Origin of the sequence: Mycobacterium scrofulaceum (genome assembly GCF_001667885.1) — a bacterium.
GTDB lineage: Bacteria > Actinomycetota > Actinomycetes > Mycobacteriales > Mycobacteriaceae > Mycobacterium > Mycobacterium scrofulaceum_C.
In genome coordinates this window covers 108,997-126,981 of sequence record NZ_LZJW01000087.1, presented here as the reverse complement: position 1 = coordinate 126,981, position 17,985 = coordinate 108,997, and the positions used below count along the sequence as shown (strand labels likewise).

Sequence of the window (17,985 nt, the reverse complement as noted above, 5' to 3'; positions counted from 1 at the left end):
CCTCGTTAGGTGTTAGCGGGGGATGTTCCGATGTCCGCCCTTATTGTGCTTGATTACGTCGACGTAAACTCTTGGCGCACAAACGGTTACGACCCGGCCGGACCCACGCTGGCACGGCCGGGAATCCCTGGCTGCTGCATCGACGGTATTTTGCTGGCAAACGGAGGGTCAAGCGAACGGGCCGGGCCCATAGGGAATGCAAAGATTTGAATTACGCGGCGTCAGACCGCCACTTCAGAAGCCCGAACCGTGGACCTCGTGGCCGGGAACCTCGGCGATCAGCCCGTGGTAGGCCTGCTCGACGGTCGACCCGTGGTTGATCACCGCGTCGACCTCCCGGGCGATCGGCATGTTCAGGCCGAATTCGTTGGCGAACTCCATGATCACGCTGGCCGCCTTGACCCCTTCGGCCACCTGGTTCATCGACGCGATGATCTCGTCGATCGGCTTGCCGGCACCGAGTTGTTCGCCGACGTGACGGTTGCGGCTGCGCTGGCTGGTGCAGGTGACGATGAGGTCACCCAGGCCGGCCAGGCCGGGGAAGGTCTCGGGGTTGCCACCCAGGGCCACGCCGAGCTTGGTCATCTCGCGCAGCGCGCGGGCGATCACCAGCGCGCGGGTGTTCTCCCCGATGCCCAGCGAGTAGCCCATGCCGACGGAGATCGCGTAGACGTTCTTCAACGCGCCGGCCATCTCGACCCCGATGACGTCGTCGGTGGTGTAGACCCGGAAGCGTCGGGTGCGGAACAACCCCGAAAGCCGGGTCGCCAGGTGCTGGTCGGGCATGGCCAGCACCGCGGCGGCGGCGTAGCCCTCGCCGACCTCACGCGCGATGTTGGGCCCCGCCAGGATGCCCGCCGGGTGACCGGGCAGCACCTCCTCGATGATCTGCGACATCCGCATGTTGGTGCCCTGCTCGAGGCCCTTGACCAGTGAGACCACCGGCACCCAGGGCCGCAGTTCCTTGGCCAGCTCGCTCAGCACGCCCCGGAAACCGTGGGAGGGAACGCCCATGACGACGACGTCGGCGCAGTTGGCCGCCTCGGCGAAGTCGGTGGTGGCGCGCAGCGTGTCGCTGAGCACCACGTCGTTGCCGAGGTAGCGGCTGTTGCGGTGGTTTTCGTTGATGTCCTTCGCGGACTCCTCCGAACGCACCCACTGCAGCGTCGGTCCGCGGCGCGCACAGATGGACGCGACCGTGGTTCCCCAGGAACCGCCACCGAGGACAACGACGTTGGGTTCGCGCATCTGTGCTGCCATGGCGATCAGCGTATTGCCGACATCGAAGATTTAGAAGCAGTTCACCCGGCGAGTGCCCGGTCGGACGCCCGGCCGAACACCATCGCCTCCTCGATGCGGTCAAAGCGGTAGTCGATGGCGTCGGCCAGGTAGTTCTGCCGGACGTTCCACGGCCGCTTGGTTCCCGACTTCGGCAGCGCGTGCACCGAGCGCAGCACGTAGCCGGCGTTGATGTCCCACGACGGCTTCTCGGTCATCGGTTCGTTGCCGCGGTGCGGGTAGGCGTGTGTGTAGCCGTGAGCGGCCATGTGCGCCAGCAGTTTTGCGGTCGCCCGCGCGGTGATGTCGGCGCGCAGCGTCCACGACGCGTTGGTGTAGCCGACGCACCAGAACAGGTTCGGCACGTCCTCGAGCATGTGCGCCTTATAGACGAAGCGGTCGTTGGTCTTGATCTCGTTGCCGTCCAGGCTGATCGCGGTCCCGCCCAGGGCCTGCAGCTGCAGCCCGGTGGCGGTGACGATGATGTCGGCGTCGAGGTGCCCGCCGGATTTGAGCGCGATGCCCGTCGCGTCGAAATGGTCGATGTGGTCGGTGACCACGTCGGCGCGGCCGGTGCTGATGGCGTTGTACAGGTCGGCGTCGGGGATCAGGCACATCCGCTGGTCCCACGGGTTGTACCGCGGCTTGAAGTGGGTGTCGACGTCGTAGCCGGCGGGCAGGCTGCTGATCGCCTTGCGTCGCAGCAGCCACCGCACCAGCCCGGGCGCCTTGCGGGACAACGCGAAGAACACCGCCTCGGTCAGCGCGCTGTACATCCGGACAACCAGGTGGGCGGGCCTGCGCGGCAGCACTTTACGCGCGACGGCGGCGACTTTGCCGTATTTCGACGCCGAGATGAGATAGGTGGGCGAGCGCTGCAGCATGGTCACCTTCGCGGCCCGATCCGACAGCGAGGGGAGCAGGGTGACCGCGGTGGCCCCGCTGCCGATCACCACGATCCTCTTGCCGGTGTAATCCAGGTCTTCCGGCCAGTGCTGCGGATGCACCACGGTGCCGCCGAACGTTTCGATGCCGGGGAACTCGGGGGTGTAGCCCTCGTCGTAGTTGTAGTAGCCGCTGCCGAAGAACAGGAACCTGCCGCGGTAAAGCTTGCGTGCGCCGTCCTGTTCGACGGTCACCGTCCAGGTGTCGGTCGACGAATCCCAGTCGGCCGAGCGGACGTGGCTGTTGAAGCGGATGTGGCGATCGATGCCGTACTTGTGCGCGGTGGCGGCCAGGTATTCGCGGATGTGCACGCCGTCGGCCACGCCCTCCTTGCGGGTCCACGGCTCGAACGGAAAGGACAGCGTGAAAATGCTGCTGTCCGAGCGCACCCCGGGGTAGCGGAACAGGTCCCAGGTGCCGCCGATCCGCGCGCGCCGCTCCAGGATGGTGTAGGTCAGCTGTGGGTTGCGTTCGCTGATCCGGTAGGCCGCATCGATGCCGGAGATGCCGGCGCCGACGATGATGACGTCGGAGTAGTCGGCCTCGGTAGGGATCATCGTGGACCTCCGTTACGTCTACCTATTGTTCGCGAGCGTAACGCCACGGCGAAAATCGGCGCCCAATTTCGCCATGGCGTTACACGCGAGCCCTACCGGTAGTTGACGAACTGCAGCGCGACGTCCAGGTCGGCCTGCTTGAGCAGCGCCTGGACGGCCTGCAGGTCGTCCCGCTTCTTGCTGGTGACCCGGATCTCGTCGCCCTGGATCTGGGTCTTGACGCTCTTGGGTCCCTCGTCGCGAATCAGCTTGGTGATCTTCTTGGCGTTCTCGCTGCTGATGCCCTGCTTGATGGTGCCGCTGACCTTGTAGGTCTTGCCGGAGGCCTGCGGTTCGCCGGCGTCGAACGCCTTCATCGAGATGTCGCGGCGGATCAGCTTCTCCTTGAACACGTCGACGGCCGCCTTGACGCGTTCCTCGGTGGACGACGTCAGCTCGATTGCCTCGTCGCCCTTCCACGCGATAGTGGTGTCGGTGCCGCGGAAGTCGAAGCGAGTGGCCAGCTCCTTGGCGGCCTGGTTGAGTGCGTTGTCGACCTCTTGGCGCTCGACTTTGCTGACAATGTCGAACGATGAGTCCGCCATTCGATCCGTCCCTTCATCCGGTGATGGCCGTTTGTGCTTTGTCTACCCCCTCGTTGTAACCTGTCTGGCGGCAGGTTGCCCGAGCGGCCAATGGGAGCGGACTGTAAATCCGTCGCGAAAGCTTCACAGGTTCGAATCCTGTACCTGCCACCAAGCTTCACTCAGAGCGCGGGCTTCACGGCTTTCGGCTCGTCGATCCTGACGTCGCGGCCGGCGCCCGCCGACACGGTGGCGGCCTCGCCGCGAGCCAGCCCCACCGTCGCGACGATCACCAGCGCCGCGGCCACCGCCAACACCACCCAGTCGAAGCCGTGGGCGTCCAACGTCTCACCGAGCACGGTGATGCCGAGGACCGCGCCCACGATCGGCTTGGCGGCGATGATCGTCGGCAATGAGGCGGTCAACGCGCCCGCGCGGTACGCCGACTGGTGGATCACCATCCCGGCCGCCCCGCAGAACACCCAGCCGTACACCTCGGGTCTGGTCCACAACTGGTCTGGGTTGTGTTCGAGGATGTCGACGACGCCCTTCATCAGCACCGCGAAGACGGCCAGCAACGAACCGGCGACCGCCGCGAGCAGCAACGCCGCCACCGGGCGGTCCGACCAGATCCGGGCGCCGGCCATTGCCAAGAGCAGCGGCGGGGCTATGGCCAGGGCCACGATCAGCCATACGTGGGCAGCGGCGCGCTCCTGACCGCCCGCCGGCTGGCCGACCGCGATGACGACCACCAACGCCGCGGTGAGCACCACCGCCCACAGCCACTCCTGTCGGGTGACCGGGTGGCGGCTCATCCGCGCGTAGATCGGCAGCGCGAACAGCAGTGACGTCACCTGAAGCGACATCACCAACAGCACGGACCCCTGGTCCAGGGCGGCGGCCAGCAACACGTAGCTGGCGATGTCGCCGAGACCGCCCATCCACCACCGGGTATCGCGCAACAGCATGCCGAACAAGGCGAGGTGGCCGACGGGTTTGTCGGTGACCTCCTGCGCCGACCGCTGACGAACCACGTTGCCGACCGCCGACGCCAGCGCGGCGCACAGCGCAAGGATCGCCGCAATATCAGCCCTCGACATGCCACCAATCTAGTCGGGCTACGGCAAACCGCCCGCCGAGCGTTTTCATAGCGGGAAAGCAGTGCCCGTGAGCTGCTCGGACAGGTCCCACAGCGCCTTGGCGGTGCCCGCCCGCTTGGCCGGCCAGTTACGCCAGGTCGGCTGGGTGCGGCCGTATAGGCCGAAGCGCGGCCCGACGAACGTGTCCCCGGGCAGATCCTGCGAGACCGCGTAGAGCGTCTGCCTGGCCCCGAAGTCTGCGTCGGTGGACACGATCCGGTCGACGGCCAACACCGCCGCGTCGCCCAGCTTGCGTCCCGAGTTGCCCTGCAGGTTCGTGTGCGACCAGCCGGGGTGCGCGGCCAGCGCGCGCACCGGAGAACCTACCGCGTCCAGGCGCCGCTGCAGTTCGCTGGTGAAGAGCAGGTTGGCCAGCTTCGACTGGCTGTAGGCCAGCCACGCCGAATACGGGCGGGATTGAAAGTTCAGGTCTTTGAGACTGACGTAACCGAAGAGGTGCATCAGCGAGGACACCGTCACCACCCGGTCGGTGAGCCGGGGCAGCAGCAGGTTGGTCAACGCGAAGTGGCCGAGGTGATTGGTGCCGATCTGGCCCTCGAAGCCGTCGGCGGTCACCGCGTGTTGGGTGGCCATGATGCCGGCGTTGTTGACCAGCACGTCGACGGTCGCGATCTCGTCGGCGAAGCGCCGCACCGAGCCCAGGTCCTGCAGGTCGAGGTGGCGCACCTCGATGTCACCGGCCATCCGGTCGGCGGCGGCCTTGCCCTTCTCGGTGTTGCGCACGGCCAGGACGACGCGGGCGCCGACCCGGGCCAGTTCGCGGGCGGTCACTTCCCCCAGTCCGGCGTTGGCGCCGGTGATCACGACGGTGCGTCCGGCGAAGGAGGGTAGGTCTGCTGCGGTCCAACCAGGCATGCAGCCCACCCTAACTAGGTGATCCCACCCACCGGAACGCCGCAGGTATCGTGCGTGGGATGGCCGATGGAACTGGACGCCGCGGATGTATCTAGGGGTCATCGTCAATCCGCTCGCGCGCCGGAATCGGAAGGTGCGGGGCGACCGGGTCGCCGAGTTGCGCCGCATCGTCGGCCCGTGGGGCGAGGTCCACGAAACCTCCTCGATCGAGGAGCTGGGCAAGACCCTGGACCGGCTCCATCCGCGGGTCACGCATCTTGTCGGCGACGGCGGCGACGGCGCGCTGCACTGGTTGATCAATGAAATCGAGCGCTGCGAAGAAGATCCGGAACGCTGGCCGGCGTTCGTGCCGTCCAACGGCGGCAGCGTCAACGCCGTCGCGCGCAAGGCGCGGGTTCGCGGGCGGCCCGATGCCGTCGTCCGCGCGCTGGTGGCGGCCGCGCAGGCCGACCGGCCCCCGCCCGAAATCCGCTTGGACACCCTGCAACTCGACGGTGAGACGGCGGATGGCGCGGCGTTCCATCGCCTGTGTTTCGGGCTGGCGGCCGGGGGAGTCGGCAACCGGTTCTACGACATGTATTACGGAAAGCCCGACCACGGTCGGACCGAAGTCGCCCAGGTGATCGGTCGCTCCTTCCGTGATTACCTCGCTTCCAAGGTCGGCCTCGGCGGCGCGAAGTCGTCCAACTATGCGTCGGTGTTGTTCGCCCCGACGCGCGCCCGCGTCGTCATCGACGGCGAGGAGGTTCCGTCGCGCACGCACCGCGTGTTGCACGCGGGCGCGATCGACCTGCGGATCGGGGGGCCGTTCCGGCTTTTTCCGAAGGCCGAGAACCCCGGCGCGCTGCATTTCCAGGCCGGCGAGATACGGCCCTCGAGGATCGTGGTCCAACTGCCCGCGGCGCTCACCAGCGGCACGCTGCGTGGTCCCGGGGTGCGCGACGTCAACGGCCGCGAGATGACCATCGAGGCCGAGGGTGAGCCGCTGTCGCCGATCATCGACGGCGAACGGTTCGTCGGCATCACCCGGTTGGTGGCCCGGGCCGGCCCACGCATCCGGGTGGCGCAGCCGGGCTGACTTGGTGGCTCAGTAGGTCAGCAGCGGCTTAGTGGCTCACGTCACTTTATCGCCCTAAAAGAACCACCGTGGGGCCGCACATATTTGCCCTTTGCGGTGGGAATACGAAATGCACCCCGCATTGCGCCGAAGTAACCACGGAAGAAGTCCTGATAATTGGAAATACGTAACTCAGTATTCCCGAGTTTGCGCACCGTCTACCGAGGCAAAAGCGCTGGTGGAATGCCAAACTGAAATACTGATCTCCGTAGTGACGGATCTCATGATGTCCCGTGCGCGGCGGTAGTTAAGCCTATCCTGTGAGATTAATGTGCGGTGGTCGAAAATGGCCCTCCTCGCTTTGCTTGACGTCCAGCAGCGGCGCTACATTGGGTTATCAATTGATCCGAAAGTTCTTATCGCTCATAGTTGACCCGGAAGGGGGTGGCTCCTGCGATGGAGACGCTCATAGATCATCTGCACCTGCGCGAAGCCCAGACACCGGACAAGACCCTCTTCCGCTTCGTCGACGAAGAGGGCCGCGAACTGGAGCACTACACCTACCGGAGCTTCTCCGAGCGGACGCGCGAGCTGGCCGCGTACCTGTCGACCGAGGCCGGCCTGCGGCCGGGCGATCGGGCGCTGCTGGTCTACCCGCCCGGGCTGGAAATGATCGCGGCGTTTTACGCCTGCGCGCGCATAGGGGTGATCGCGGTGCCGGTCAGCCCGCCGCTGCCGATGTCGTTCGAGTCGGGGCTGGCCAAGCTGAGCTTCATCGCCCGGGACTGCCAGGCGAAGGCGGTGCTGTCGACCAAGCAGTTCGAGTACGACTACCGCCTGCTGCTCAATCATCTCGACGCCGGCTCGCCATGGGCCGACGCCCAGCGACCGCCGGAGCTGCCCTGGTTCGGCACCGACGGCACGCAGGAGTTCGGCGGCGCCCACGTCCCCGACACCCCGGGGCCGGTGCTGTTCCTGCAGTACACCTCCGGCTCCACCAGCGACCCGAAGGGCGTGGTGGTCAGCCACGCCAACGTCATCGCCAACGCCTCGGCCTTCGCGGGTGGCGAAGTGCTGGTGAGCTGGCTTCCGCAGCACCATGACATGGGCCTGATCTCCGCCTACCTGTTCATCCTGCTGGTCGGCGGCACCACGCACGCCATGTCGCCGCTGGACTTCCTCAAGCGGCCTTCGGCGTGGCTGCGGCTCATCAGCGACGTGCGCGCCACCCACACGCCCGTGCCCAACTTCGCGCTTGAGTTGTGCCTGCGCGAGGACAAGCTGCCCACCTCCGAACTGCACGGGATCGACCTGAGCAGCCTGGAGAGCATCGTCGTCGGCGCGGAACCGTTGCGCGCCAGCACCTTTGCGCGCTTTCGGCAGCGCTTCGCCCCCTACGGACTGGAGCCCAACGCGCTCACCGGCGCGTACGGCATGGCCGAGAACACCTTGATCGTCTCGCTTCGCGGGCGCCAGACGCTGGCGCTGAACAAGCGCGCGCTGGAGCGGAACCTCGCGCGGGTCGAGAAGGCTCAGCCGGAGAACAGCAACCAGGCGCCGGTGGTGAGCTGCGGCAAGCCGATCGACGGTAACGTGGTCCGCATCGTCGATCCCGAAACCGGCGAGGCCCTCGGGGAGGGCCGGGTCGGCGAGGTCTGGCTGGACGGCCCGTCCAAGGGCGGCGGCTACTGGAATCGCCCCGAACTCACCGCGGAGGCGTTCGCGGCCCGCATCGCCGGCGACGCCGAGCACAGCTATCTGCGAACCGGCGACCTCGGCTTCCTCTACGAGGGCGAGCTGTTCGTCTGCGGCCGCAGCAAGGATCTGATCATCGTGCGCGGCGTCAACTGCTACCCCTCCGACATCGAGGGCATCGTGGAGCGGTCGGCCCCCCAGGTCCGCGGCGGCTGCGTCGCCGCGTTCGCGGTCGAGCACGACGACCAGGAGGTCCTGACCGTGGTGGCCGAGGTGCGTGACGCCGACGCGCTGCCGGACGGCAAGGCGCTGGCGCGGGCCATCCGCCGGCACGGCCACATCGACCCGCACGCCATCGCCTTCGTGCCGCCGCACAGCATCCCCAAGACCACCTCGGGGAAGATCCGGCGGTCCTCGACGCGTCAGCTCTGGCTGGACGGCAAGCTGCCCGTCCTGTCGAGCTACACGCATCAGGCCCACCACTGGGCGGAGACCAACCCGGGCCCGCTGGACCGGTTCCGCAACCTGATCGAGAGCTACGACCTGACCGGGCAGGAGGACTGCTCGTTCGCGGATCTCGGCATCGATTCGCTGGCGCTCGCCGAGCTGCGCGCCGACCTGCAGGCCCTGCTGGAGGAACATGGCGCCGGGGAGCTGGCCGAGGAGGTCAACACGCGCCTGCTCCAGCGGCTCACGGTGGCCGAATTCTTCCGGCTGATGCGGCAATTCTGTGAGGAGTCCGGCCAGCCGCTCGATGCCCTGCGCCAGGCGCTGGACCAGATCGCGACGGAGTACGAGGCCTACGAGGTCGCCCGGATGCGGGCCGACGCCCAGCTGCCCCTGCCGGCACTGCCGCCGGCGCGGTCGGGCACGCCCAGTGACATCCTGCTGACGGGGGCGACCGGCTTCCTGGGGCCGTTCCTGGTCGCCAGCCTGCTCGGCCGGACGTCCCTCACCGTGCACGCGCTGATTCGCGCCACGGATTCCGCGCACGGCCTGGACCGCATCGTCGCGTCGCTGCGCCGGGCCCAGCTGTGGACCCCGGCCCTGGAAGCCGAGGTCCGGGCGCGGGTGCGCGTGGTCTGCGGCGACCTCGCCGAGCCGCAGCTCGGCATCGGCGAGGAGGGGTTCCGTCGCCTGGCCGAGAGCGTCGACGCCATCCTGCACAACGGCGCCCTGGTCAACTACGTGCGGACCTACGACGCCCTGCGCCCGGCCAACGTGATCGGGACGCACGAGCTGCTGCGCCTGGCGATGACCGCGCACCGCAAGACCTTCCACCTGGTCTCCAGCACCTTCATCTACGGGTGGAGCGTCAAGCCGGTGGTCGGGGAGTCCGACGCGAACCTGGAGATGAACGCCCTGGACTTCGGCTACTCGCAGACCAAGTGGGTGGCCGAGCAGCTGGCCTTCGCCGCCCAGCGGCAGGGGCTCGACGTGCGCGTCTTCCGGCCGTCGCTGATCTCGCCGACCGGCGCGGGCTTCGGCAGCGGAGACGACATCCTGGTGCGCACCGTGGCGTTCATGATCGAACATGGCATCGCCGCCAACGCCCTCAACCAGCTCAGCCTGCTGCCTGCGGACCTGATCGCCGATCACATCGTCGCGCTGATGGACCTGCCGGCCGACCAGGGCACCGTGTTCAACATGACCGCGGACGACTACTACAACCTGATGGACATCACCCGTGTCCTCTCCGAGCGCTACGGCTATCGCTTCGACTACCACGACATCCCGGAGTTCGCCGCCGAGATGAATCGTCGGTGCACGACGCGGGACCCGATCTACCCGCTGGTCGACTTCCTCACCCGGTCGGCGGACAAGATCGCGGCGATGCGGGACAAGCGCTACGGCAACTCCCAATACCAACGTGCGCGCGAGCTGGCCAAGGTCCGCCTGCGTGAGCCGGCGCTCACCGAGACGGTCGAGAATCTCGTCCGGTTCTTGCGCAGCGAGCGCCTGATCACCGAGGCTGAGGCGGAGGCGCAACGCAGTGCCTAACCGCGCGCGAACCACCTAGGGGGTCCACCATGTTCACCGTCGACGACCAGGCGACGGGCCCGCATGACGCCTCGCTCGACCACGAGCGGATCGTTCTGCAGGCGCGCGACGTCGAGTTCGACTGGGCGACGCTGCCGTTCTACTACGTGCCGAACGAGCCGTTCACCACGCACTTCTGCAACGTGCTGCACCTGCTGCTGCCCGCCGGCGAGGAGTTCATCGTCGACGCGTTCAAGAACGCGCTGCCGCTGATCAAGGACGATCAGCTCCGGCTGGACGTGCAGGGCTTCATCAGTCAGGAGGCCATGCACTCGCAGGCGCACTCCGGCGTGCTGGACCACTTCGCGGCCAAGGGTGTCGACGTCACGCCGTTCACCGACCAGATGGCCTGGCTGTTCTCCCAACTCATCGGCGACCGGCCCGGGTGGGGCCGGCGCCGCAGGCAGAGTTGGCTGCTCGAGCGGGTGTCGATGGTGGCGGCCCTCGAGCACTACACCGCCATCCTGGGCGAGTGGATCCTGGACACCCCGCAACACGACGCCTTCGGCACCGACCCGGTGATGCTCGACCTGCTGCGCTGGCACGGGGCCGAAGAGGTCGAGCACAAGGCGGTCGCGTTCGACACCATGAAGCACCTGCGCGGCGGCTACTGGCGCCAGGTGCGCACCCAGCTGTTGGTGACGCCGGCGTTGCTGTGGTTGTTCGTCCGGGGCGTGCGGTTCATGTACTCGGTCGACCCGTACCTGCCGCCGGGCACCAAACCCCGCTGGCGGGACTACTTCAGCGCGGCGCGGCGGGGCCTGGTGCCCGGGCCGTTCCAGTTCCTGCGGGTCATCGGCGCCTACTACACGCCCAGCTTCCATCCGTCCAAGCTCGGCGGGGTGGGCCGCGCGGTCGACTACCTGGCCCGCTCGCCCGCAGCCCGCGCGGCGCACTGAGCCTCGGGGGCAGGCGAATGACTCAGTCCAGCACCGTAACAGCGTCCGACGGCGTGTCACTGGCCGTTCACGCCCACTCGCAGATCGACCCGGGGCGCCCGACGATTCTGGCGATCCACGGCTACCCAGACAACCACCACGTGTGGGACGGTGTCGCCGACGCGCTCGGTGGGCGCTACAACTTCGTGGCCTTCGACGTCCGGGGCGCCGGCGACTCGTCGAAGCCGGCAAGGCGCACGGGATACCGGCTGCCGCAACTCATTTCGGACATCGGCGCGGTGATCGACAGTCTCGGGGTGAACGAGGTTCACCTGATCGCCCACGACTGGGGTTCCATCCAGGCCTGGGCGGCGGTCACCGACGAATCGGTGATGGGCAAGGTCGCCTCGTTCACGTCGATCTCCGGCCCGCACCTGAACTATGCGGGCAAGTTCCTGCGGTCGGCCCGCTCGCCCCGCGGCGTGTTCGACGTCCTCAAGCAGGCGGTCGCCTCCACCTACATCTGGTTTTTCTTGTGCCCGGGCGTGCCGGAGCTGGCGATCTGGTCCCGGGCGACCGTGGCGGTCTTCGCGGCGGTTGAACTGATCGGCCGACCGCGCGGGACCGGTCGGGGGCGCGCGGCGACCACCCGATCGACCCGCGACTATGTCAACGGGCTCAACCTCTACCGCGCCAACATGCCCGGGCCGTTCCTGGCGCCCGGCAAGGAACTGCCGCCGACCAAGGTCCCGGTGCAGGTGCTGGTGGCGCGGAGGGATTATTTCGTCTCGCCGCCCCTGCAGCGGTTCACCGGCGCGATACCGCCCCACGGCAGGGTCGTCGAGATCGCGGGCGGGCACTGGGTGGTGTCTTCCCATCCCGACGTCATCGCCCGGCTCACGAGCGAGTGGGTCGAGCAGACCACCGTTGGTCAGACCTAGGATAACCGCTGTGGCACAGACTATTTGGGGCAGCAGACCCGCCGATCTGTACGGTCGCCGCAAACGCGATCGCCTCTACACGGCGTTGTGGGGCGTGGGCACGCTCTTCGGGGGTTTGGCGTCGGCGTCGCGCTGGGACCCCTCGCGGGTGGTGCCGGTGCGGCGGACCACTGCCGCTGTGGTCACCAAGCGTGAACTGCTCACGCCCGACGTCGTCGCGCTGACGCTCGCCGACGCGCAGGGCGGGTTGCTGCCGTCGTGGACTCCCGGCGCGCACATCGACATTCGGCTGGCTTCGGGCCGCCGCCGGCAGTACTCACTGTGCGGTCCGCCCGGGCGGCGCACCGACTACCGCATCGCGGTGCGCCGGATCGCCGACGGCGGCGGCGGCTCGATCGAGATGCACGACACCTTCGACGTGGGCGACACGATCGAGTTCGAAGGCCCCCGCAACGCGTTCTATCTGGTCACCGACGAGCGCGAGGTGCTGTTCGTGATCGGCGGCATCGGCGTGACACCGATCCTGCCCATGATCTCGCTCGCCCAGCAACGCGGAATCGATTGGCGCGCGGTGTATGCCGGCCGGAGCCGGGAGTACATGCCGCTGCTCGACGAGGTGTTGGCGGTGGCGCCGGAGCGGGTGACCGTGTGGGCCGACGACGAACGCGGCCGCGTGCCCGCCGCCGGGGAACTGCTCGCCGATGCCGGGCCGACGACGGCCGTCTACGTATGCGGCCCGACCGCGATGCTGGAGTCGGTGCGCACGATGCGCGACCAACATGCCGACGCGCCACTGCATTACGAGCGATTCGGGCCGCCGCCCGTCGTCGACGGCGTCCCGTTCGAGCTTGAGCTCGCCCGCTCGCGACGCGTGCTCAGCGTGCCGGCGAACCGGTCGGCGCTGGACGTCATGCTCGACGGCGACCCGACGACCGCCTACTCCTGCCAGCAAGGGTTCTGCGGCACCTGCAAGGTGAAAGTGCTTGCCGGCGAGGTCGATCGCCGCGGGCGCGCCGCGGAGGGCGACGGCGAAATGCTGGTCTGCGTGTCGCGGGCCAACGGTGATCGCCTGGTCATCGACGCCTGACAACCGGCCTCAGGTCCAGGGGCCGGGGAAGTGGCCGTCCTGATCCTGCACCATCACGATGTCCTTGCAGTCGCCGTTGAGGGCCACGGCGTTCTCACCCCGGCATATCAACGTCCAGCCCGAGATCCGGGCGAACGGCCGGACCGACCAGGTGGTCGCGATCGGCTCGGTGGCGGGCAGCGCGAGGACGGCGAACGTGTTGTTGACGTTGGTGATGTAGAGGTGATCTTCGAAGAACGCCAGTTTGGAGATCGACATCTTCTTCGCGTCGTCACGCGTCTTCAGCAAGTCCCACTGCTGACTGCGTAGGTTCCACACGCCGAATCCGAACGTCGAACTGTCCGAGTCGTGGCCGTCGACAAACAATTTGCCGCCGGACAACGTCGCGGACAGCCCGCCGCCGGGAACGCGATCGGAGTCACCGACCTTGATGACGGCCTTCGCGTTCAGGTCGTAGAACATCGTCGACAGCACCGGCGGGTTGTAGGAATCCCAGTGCGTGATCTTCACCAATTTGTCCGGGCCATCGGACAATTCGGCGTCGACGCTGCGGATGTCGTTGTCCTGATAGATGGGCTCGCCGCCGGGCCGGCGCAGCTCGGCGCCCGACGTCTTCGCGGGGTCGGTGTTGCGTTGAAACGCCAGGACGTCCTGCCAGGCGCGACCAGACTGCGGATCGGTCCACGGCATCGACAGGTCACCGCCGGACAGGATGACGGTCCGGGGCGGCGAATTGGGGGAGTGCCCGTCGGTGAAGGCGTTGATCCACGCCACGCCCGACGCGGTCGAGGACAACGCCCAGTCCTTCGGGGCGGTCAGCTTGAGCTCCGGTGCCGGCGGCTGCAATTCCTTGGTCGCCAGCGGTTGGCCCGCCTTGAAGTCGTAGGCGTACGCGGTCGCCTTGGTGACCGCGGGTTGTTGGGCCTGGGCGGGTTTGACGGTCGTGACGAGGTAGACGACTCGCATGTCCTCCGCCGTGCCCGTCAGCGCGCAGATGGCGCCGGTGAGATTCTCACCGGCGGGAACCACCGGGAGGGCCGGCGCCACGTATTGCCCGGTCTTGGGATCGAATATTTTCGGGCGAATGTCGTCGAGTGCGGATTTGCTGTCGGAAAACTTTTCCGGGCACCCGAAGTACGCCGTGCCGCCATAACTTTTCCAGTCCTTCTCCAACGGACCGGTGATGGGCGCGGGTGCGGCGACGGCGCTGGGGGCGGATTTCGGCGAAGACGTCGAGGTGGTGGGCGTCGCTGCGGGAGGGGACGCGGTTTCCGAACACGACACGAGGGCCAGGCAGGCGACCAGTGCGGGCAGGGCAAGCCCGAATTTGGGCACAGTTTGCCCTGGAAACGCACGCATCGAAAACCCCCGTTAAGTTCGTGTAACCAGTGAGCGTAAAGCGGGCCGGGACCAACCGCGACTTGTGTCAGGCCGGTCTTCGTCACACCGGGCCCGCCGACCGGTTATCGGTCGAAGTCGATGGGCAGGCTCTTCGGGCCGCTCAGGCTCACCATCGGCTTCCACGGGACGGGCCCGGCGATGCGCGGGTTCAACAGCCGGCCCGCGAGGACGTTCAGCGCTTCGGCGATCTCGCGCCGGGCCAGGTTCGCGCCCAGGCAGTAGTGCACACCGCCGCCGAAGGTCAAGATGGGCGGGGCGTCCTCGCGGGTGATGTCGACGCGGTCCGGGTCGTCGTACACGGCGGGGTCGCGATTGGCGGCGGCGGTGTTCACCAGGACCATCGTCCCGGCGGGGAACAGGTAGCCGTCCAGCTCGGCGTCCTCGACGACCAGGCGCAGGGTGCCGCCCGCGATCGGCGAGTGGCGCATGGTCTCCTCGACCGCGGGCATCGCCAGCTCGGGCCGCTCCTTGAGCAGGTCCCATTGCTGCGGGTGCTCGCAGAGGACCTGCACCGACGCGGCGACCTGGTTGCGGGTGGTGTCGGTCCCGGCCAGCAGCAAGCCGCCCGCCATCATCCGCAGTTCGGCGGCGGTGAGCCGATCGCCGGGAAAGGTCGGGTCCTCGGCGCGGATCAGGTCGGAGAGCAGGTCGTCGGTCAGGCTGTGCCGCCGCCGCGCCACCATGTCGTCGACATAGTCGTCGAGCTCGCTCCAGGCCCGCATGACGACGGGCTCGACTTCCCGGATGTCGACGGTGAAGCTGAAGGCCTTGAAAACGTCGTCCGCCCAGGACGAAAACCGCTGCCAATCCTCGCGCGGGGCGCCGAGCAATGCGCAGATGATCGGCACCGGGTAGGGACGCGCGAGGTCGGCGACGACGTCGCAGCGTCCCGCGTCGATCACCTCATCGACGAGCCCGTTCATCACGTCGACCATGGTGTCGTGCAGCCGCAGGGTCGCGCGCGGGGTGAAGGCCTTGGACGTCAGGCTGCGCAGCCTGCGGTGCTCGTCGCCCTCCAGGCACAACAGGCTGTTGATCACCTTGTCCCACAACGGACCCGACGTCACGCCCTGGGCCAGCAGGTTGATCCCCGGCGGGATCTGGAATCGCGCATCGCGAAGCACCGAGCGGACCAGGTGGTAGGAGAGCACCTCCGGGCCGTGCGGCCCCATGGCGACCGGGGCATGCCGCTGCGCGGCCTGCAGGCGGGGATAGACCTCGGCGGGGGTTTCCTCGGGGTGGTACGCCAGCGTCGGCAGATCGGCGTCGAAAACGCTTGTGGGGACGGTACCGACGGCCATGACGGTCTCCTCGAGGCCGCGCGGGCAAAGGCGCTCGCGACAACTTTCACACAATGTATGACCGGCCTAGCGCGCTGTCAACGATAGCGGTGGCGCGGGTCGCCGCTCGCCATACGTCGGGCTAAAAATGTTTGGTCGCGGGAAGCGCGGCTACCCGTTCCTCATCGCACCGACCAATCGGCCGCCGATCAGCAGGACCGCGAACACGCCGCCGGTGATCCCCGAAATAAGCAGTGGCAGTTGGCCATTCGAACCCCACAGCGCACCGGCCCACAATCCGGCCACCAGCACGGCCAGCCCGACGCCGCCCTGAAACACGCCCTGCGCGCTGGCCTGATGCTCCTGGTCGACCAGCCCCGAGATCCACGCCTTGCCGACACCGTCGGTGCAGCCGGTGAACAGCCCGTAGGCGCCGATCAGCAGCCACGCCGTCACGGCGTCGGTGGTCAGCCCCAGCCCGATGTAGCCGACCGCGAAGAAGGCCAGCCCGATGCCGAACAACGCCGGCCTGCCGATGCGGTCGGCGAGCGACCCGGCCGGGTAACTGGACAGCGCGTACACCGCGTTGTAGCCGACGTACGCCAGGATCACCCCGACCACCGAGAGCCCAATTTCGTTGAGCCGCAACAACAACAGCGCGTCGGGAAAATTGACGACGCTGAAGGCCACCAGGAGTGCGGTCACCCGCCAGTACGGCCGCGGCAGCGAGCGCACACCCGCCCACATCGACCGCCGCCGCTCCCGCGGCGCCCGACGCCCGCGCTCGCGCACGGCGAAAACGAGCGCCACGGACAGGACGGCGGGCACGATGGCGACGTACAACAACGGGGTGATGCGGTGGTCCAGCAGCTCATAGCCCACCAGCCCGAGCAACGGACCGACGACGGCGCCGAAGGTGTCCATCGCGCGGTGGAAGCCGAAAACCCGGCCGCGAACGGCGTCGTCGACGTCGGCGACCAGCAGTGCGTCGCGCGGCGCGCCGCGAATGCCCTTGCCGAGCCGGTCGACGACGCGGCCCGCCAGCACCCCCGGCCACGCCGCGGCCATCGCGATGATGATCTTGCCGAGCGCGGCCATCCCGTAACCGGTGGCGATCAGCGGGCGCCGCGCGAATCTGTCGCCGAGTGGCCCGGACGCGAGCTTGGTCAAGGAGGCGGCACCCTCGGCCGCACCCTCGACCGCCCCCACCACCGAGGGCGGCGCACCCAGCACGGCCGTCAGATAGATCGGCAACAGCGGGTACAACAGCTCGCTGGCGGTGTCCTGCAGGAACGAGACGCCGGAGAGGACCCGCACGTTGCGGGTGAGCCAGTGCGGCCCCGCGTCGGTGTCAGTCTTGCGCACGCAGCCGCACCATCCGCGTCGTCGACGTCTCGTCCAACTCGACCACATCGGAGCGCGATCGCAGGAAATCGCTGAACGACCGGAACCCCAGCGACCGCTCGCTGAACGACGGGTCCATCCGCTTCATCTGCGCCTTCACCGCGGAGTTGTGCAGCCAGTCGACGTCGTCCCTTTCCAGGCCGATCTGCAGCGCGCGCGTCAGCAGCGCCGTGGCGGCGGCCTGGGGATCGGGCGGCTCCGGTTCCTCGGGTGGCGACTCCTTGGCGCGCCCGGAGCGCCGCTTGGCCGGCTTGGCGTCGGCGTCGGCGGCGTGCGGTTCGAGCGCGGGCACCCCCGGCAGGGAGTCATAGATGACGAACTCGTCGCAGGCCGCCGCCAACGCCCGGCTCGACGCGCCGGCCACCCCGATCCCCACCACGTAGCGGCCGAGCCGCTTGCAACGCTGGGCCAGCGGGATGTAGTCGGAGTCACCGGCCACGATCACCACGTGGGTGAGGTCGGGCAGCCGGAACATGTCCTCGACGGCGTCCACGGCCAGCCGGATGTCGGCGCCGTTCTTGCCGTAGGCCGCCGCGGGGAACAGCTGCACCAGGTCCACCGCGCGGGCGACCAGCTGCCCGCGGTACCCCGCGTTGATGTCGGCCGACCAGTCCGCGTAGGCGCGCGTGAGCACCAGCGTCCCGAACGACGACGCGAAGTCGAGGATGGCGCCGACGTCCACGGTGGCCCGGCCGAGCCGCTCCCCGTACTGCTCGAGCCCCTTCGCTTTGTCCCGCTGGAAGGAGTTTCGCCCGTGGACCTGGTCGTATCGCGAGATCACGATGTTGTCGAAGTCGAGGTAGACGGCCACGCGGGCCGCAACCGGTTCGGTCATGCACTAGAT

At 68.0% G+C, this 17,985-nt stretch carries 14 protein-coding genes and 1 tRNA gene; 6 read left to right on the top strand and 9 right to left on the bottom strand.

What is annotated here, in order from left to right:
* Positions 1-234: 234 nt before the first annotated feature.
* The 3 genes from A5681_RS13530 to A5681_RS13520 form a co-directional block, all read right to left on the bottom strand.
* Positions 235-1,260, bottom strand: coding sequence for an NAD(P)H-dependent glycerol-3-phosphate dehydrogenase (locus tag A5681_RS13530; RefSeq protein ID WP_067275151.1), 1,026 nt, complete (start codon positions 1,258-1,260; stop codon positions 235-237).
* Positions 1,261-1,301: 41 nt separating this feature from the next.
* A complete protein-coding gene (locus A5681_RS13525) occupies positions 1,302-2,780 on the bottom strand; it encodes a flavin-containing monooxygenase (RefSeq protein ID WP_067275149.1) in 1,479 nt (492 codons plus the stop codon).
* A 92-nt stretch (positions 2,781-2,872) separates the two neighbouring features.
* Entirely contained in the window at positions 2,873-3,364 is a 492-nt protein-coding gene (locus A5681_RS13520; protein WP_067275139.1) for a YajQ family cyclic di-GMP-binding protein, read from the bottom strand.
* A gap of 69 nt (positions 3,365-3,433) precedes the next feature.
* On the opposite strand from A5681_RS13520, the gene A5681_RS13515 reads away from it, so the two are divergent.
* Positions 3,434-3,517 (top strand) — tRNA-Tyr (locus A5681_RS13515).
* Between the two features lie 8 nt (positions 3,518-3,525).
* Here A5681_RS13515 and A5681_RS13510 read toward each other — a convergent pair.
* Entirely contained in the window at positions 3,526-4,443 is a 918-nt protein-coding gene (locus A5681_RS13510) for a DMT family transporter (RefSeq protein ID WP_067275132.1), read from the bottom strand.
* A 45-nt stretch (positions 4,444-4,488) separates the two neighbouring features.
* Positions 4,489-5,358 carry an oxidoreductase gene (locus A5681_RS13505; RefSeq protein WP_067275130.1) on the bottom strand — a complete coding sequence of 290 codons (870 nt, stop codon included), beginning with the start codon at positions 5,356-5,358 and terminating at the stop codon, positions 4,489-4,491.
* 85 nt (positions 5,359-5,443) lie between these two features.
* Here A5681_RS13505 and A5681_RS13500 point away from each other — a divergent pair, with 85 nt between their 5' ends.
* The 5 genes from A5681_RS13500 (at position 5,444) to A5681_RS13480 (ending at position 13,056) form a co-directional block, all read left to right on the top strand.
* Positions 5,444-6,436: a diacylglycerol kinase family protein gene (locus A5681_RS13500; protein WP_067275126.1), complete on the top strand. Its 993-nt coding sequence runs from the start codon at positions 5,444-5,446 to the stop codon at positions 6,434-6,436.
* A 435-nt stretch (positions 6,437-6,871) separates the two neighbouring features.
* Positions 6,872-10,111 (top strand): thioester reductase domain-containing protein, encoded by a 3,240-nt coding sequence (locus tag A5681_RS13495; RefSeq protein WP_067275124.1) that lies wholly within the window; start codon positions 6,872-6,874, stop codon positions 10,109-10,111.
* A gap of 29 nt (positions 10,112-10,140) precedes the next feature.
* Complete coding sequence (locus A5681_RS13490; RefSeq protein WP_067275122.1) at positions 10,141-11,049, top strand: metal-dependent hydrolase; 909 nt, start codon at positions 10,141-10,143, stop codon at positions 11,047-11,049.
* A gap of 17 nt (positions 11,050-11,066) precedes the next feature.
* Entirely contained in the window at positions 11,067-11,969 is a 903-nt protein-coding gene (locus A5681_RS13485; RefSeq protein ID WP_067275119.1) for an alpha/beta fold hydrolase, read from the top strand.
* Positions 11,970-11,979: 10 nt separating this feature from the next.
* Positions 11,980-13,056, top strand: a complete 1,077-nt coding sequence (locus A5681_RS13480) for a PDR/VanB family oxidoreductase (RefSeq protein ID WP_067275117.1) — start codon at positions 11,980-11,982, stop codon at positions 13,054-13,056.
* Positions 13,057-13,065: 9 nt separating this feature from the next.
* Here the strand turns inward: A5681_RS13480 and A5681_RS13475 are convergent, their stop codons facing one another.
* From A5681_RS13475 to A5681_RS13460, 4 genes are all read right to left on the bottom strand, one after another.
* Positions 13,066-14,415, bottom strand: coding sequence for a hypothetical protein (locus A5681_RS13475; protein WP_067275114.1), 1,350 nt, complete (start codon positions 14,413-14,415; stop codon positions 13,066-13,068).
* 104 nt (positions 14,416-14,519) lie between these two features.
* Positions 14,520-15,758 (bottom strand): cytochrome P450, encoded by a 1,239-nt coding sequence (locus A5681_RS13470; protein WP_067275112.1) that lies wholly within the window; start codon positions 15,756-15,758, stop codon positions 14,520-14,522.
* Between the two features lie 150 nt (positions 15,759-15,908).
* Complete coding sequence (locus tag A5681_RS13465) at positions 15,909-17,102, bottom strand: MFS transporter (RefSeq protein WP_067275107.1); 1,194 nt, start codon at positions 17,100-17,102, stop codon at positions 15,909-15,911.
* Complete coding sequence (locus A5681_RS13460) at positions 17,089-17,976, bottom strand: NYN domain-containing protein (RefSeq protein WP_067275090.1); 888 nt, start codon at positions 17,974-17,976, stop codon at positions 17,089-17,091. The genes A5681_RS13465 and A5681_RS13460 overlap by 14 nt, the downstream gene beginning before the upstream one ends.
* Between the last annotated feature and the right edge of the window lie 9 nt (positions 17,977-17,985).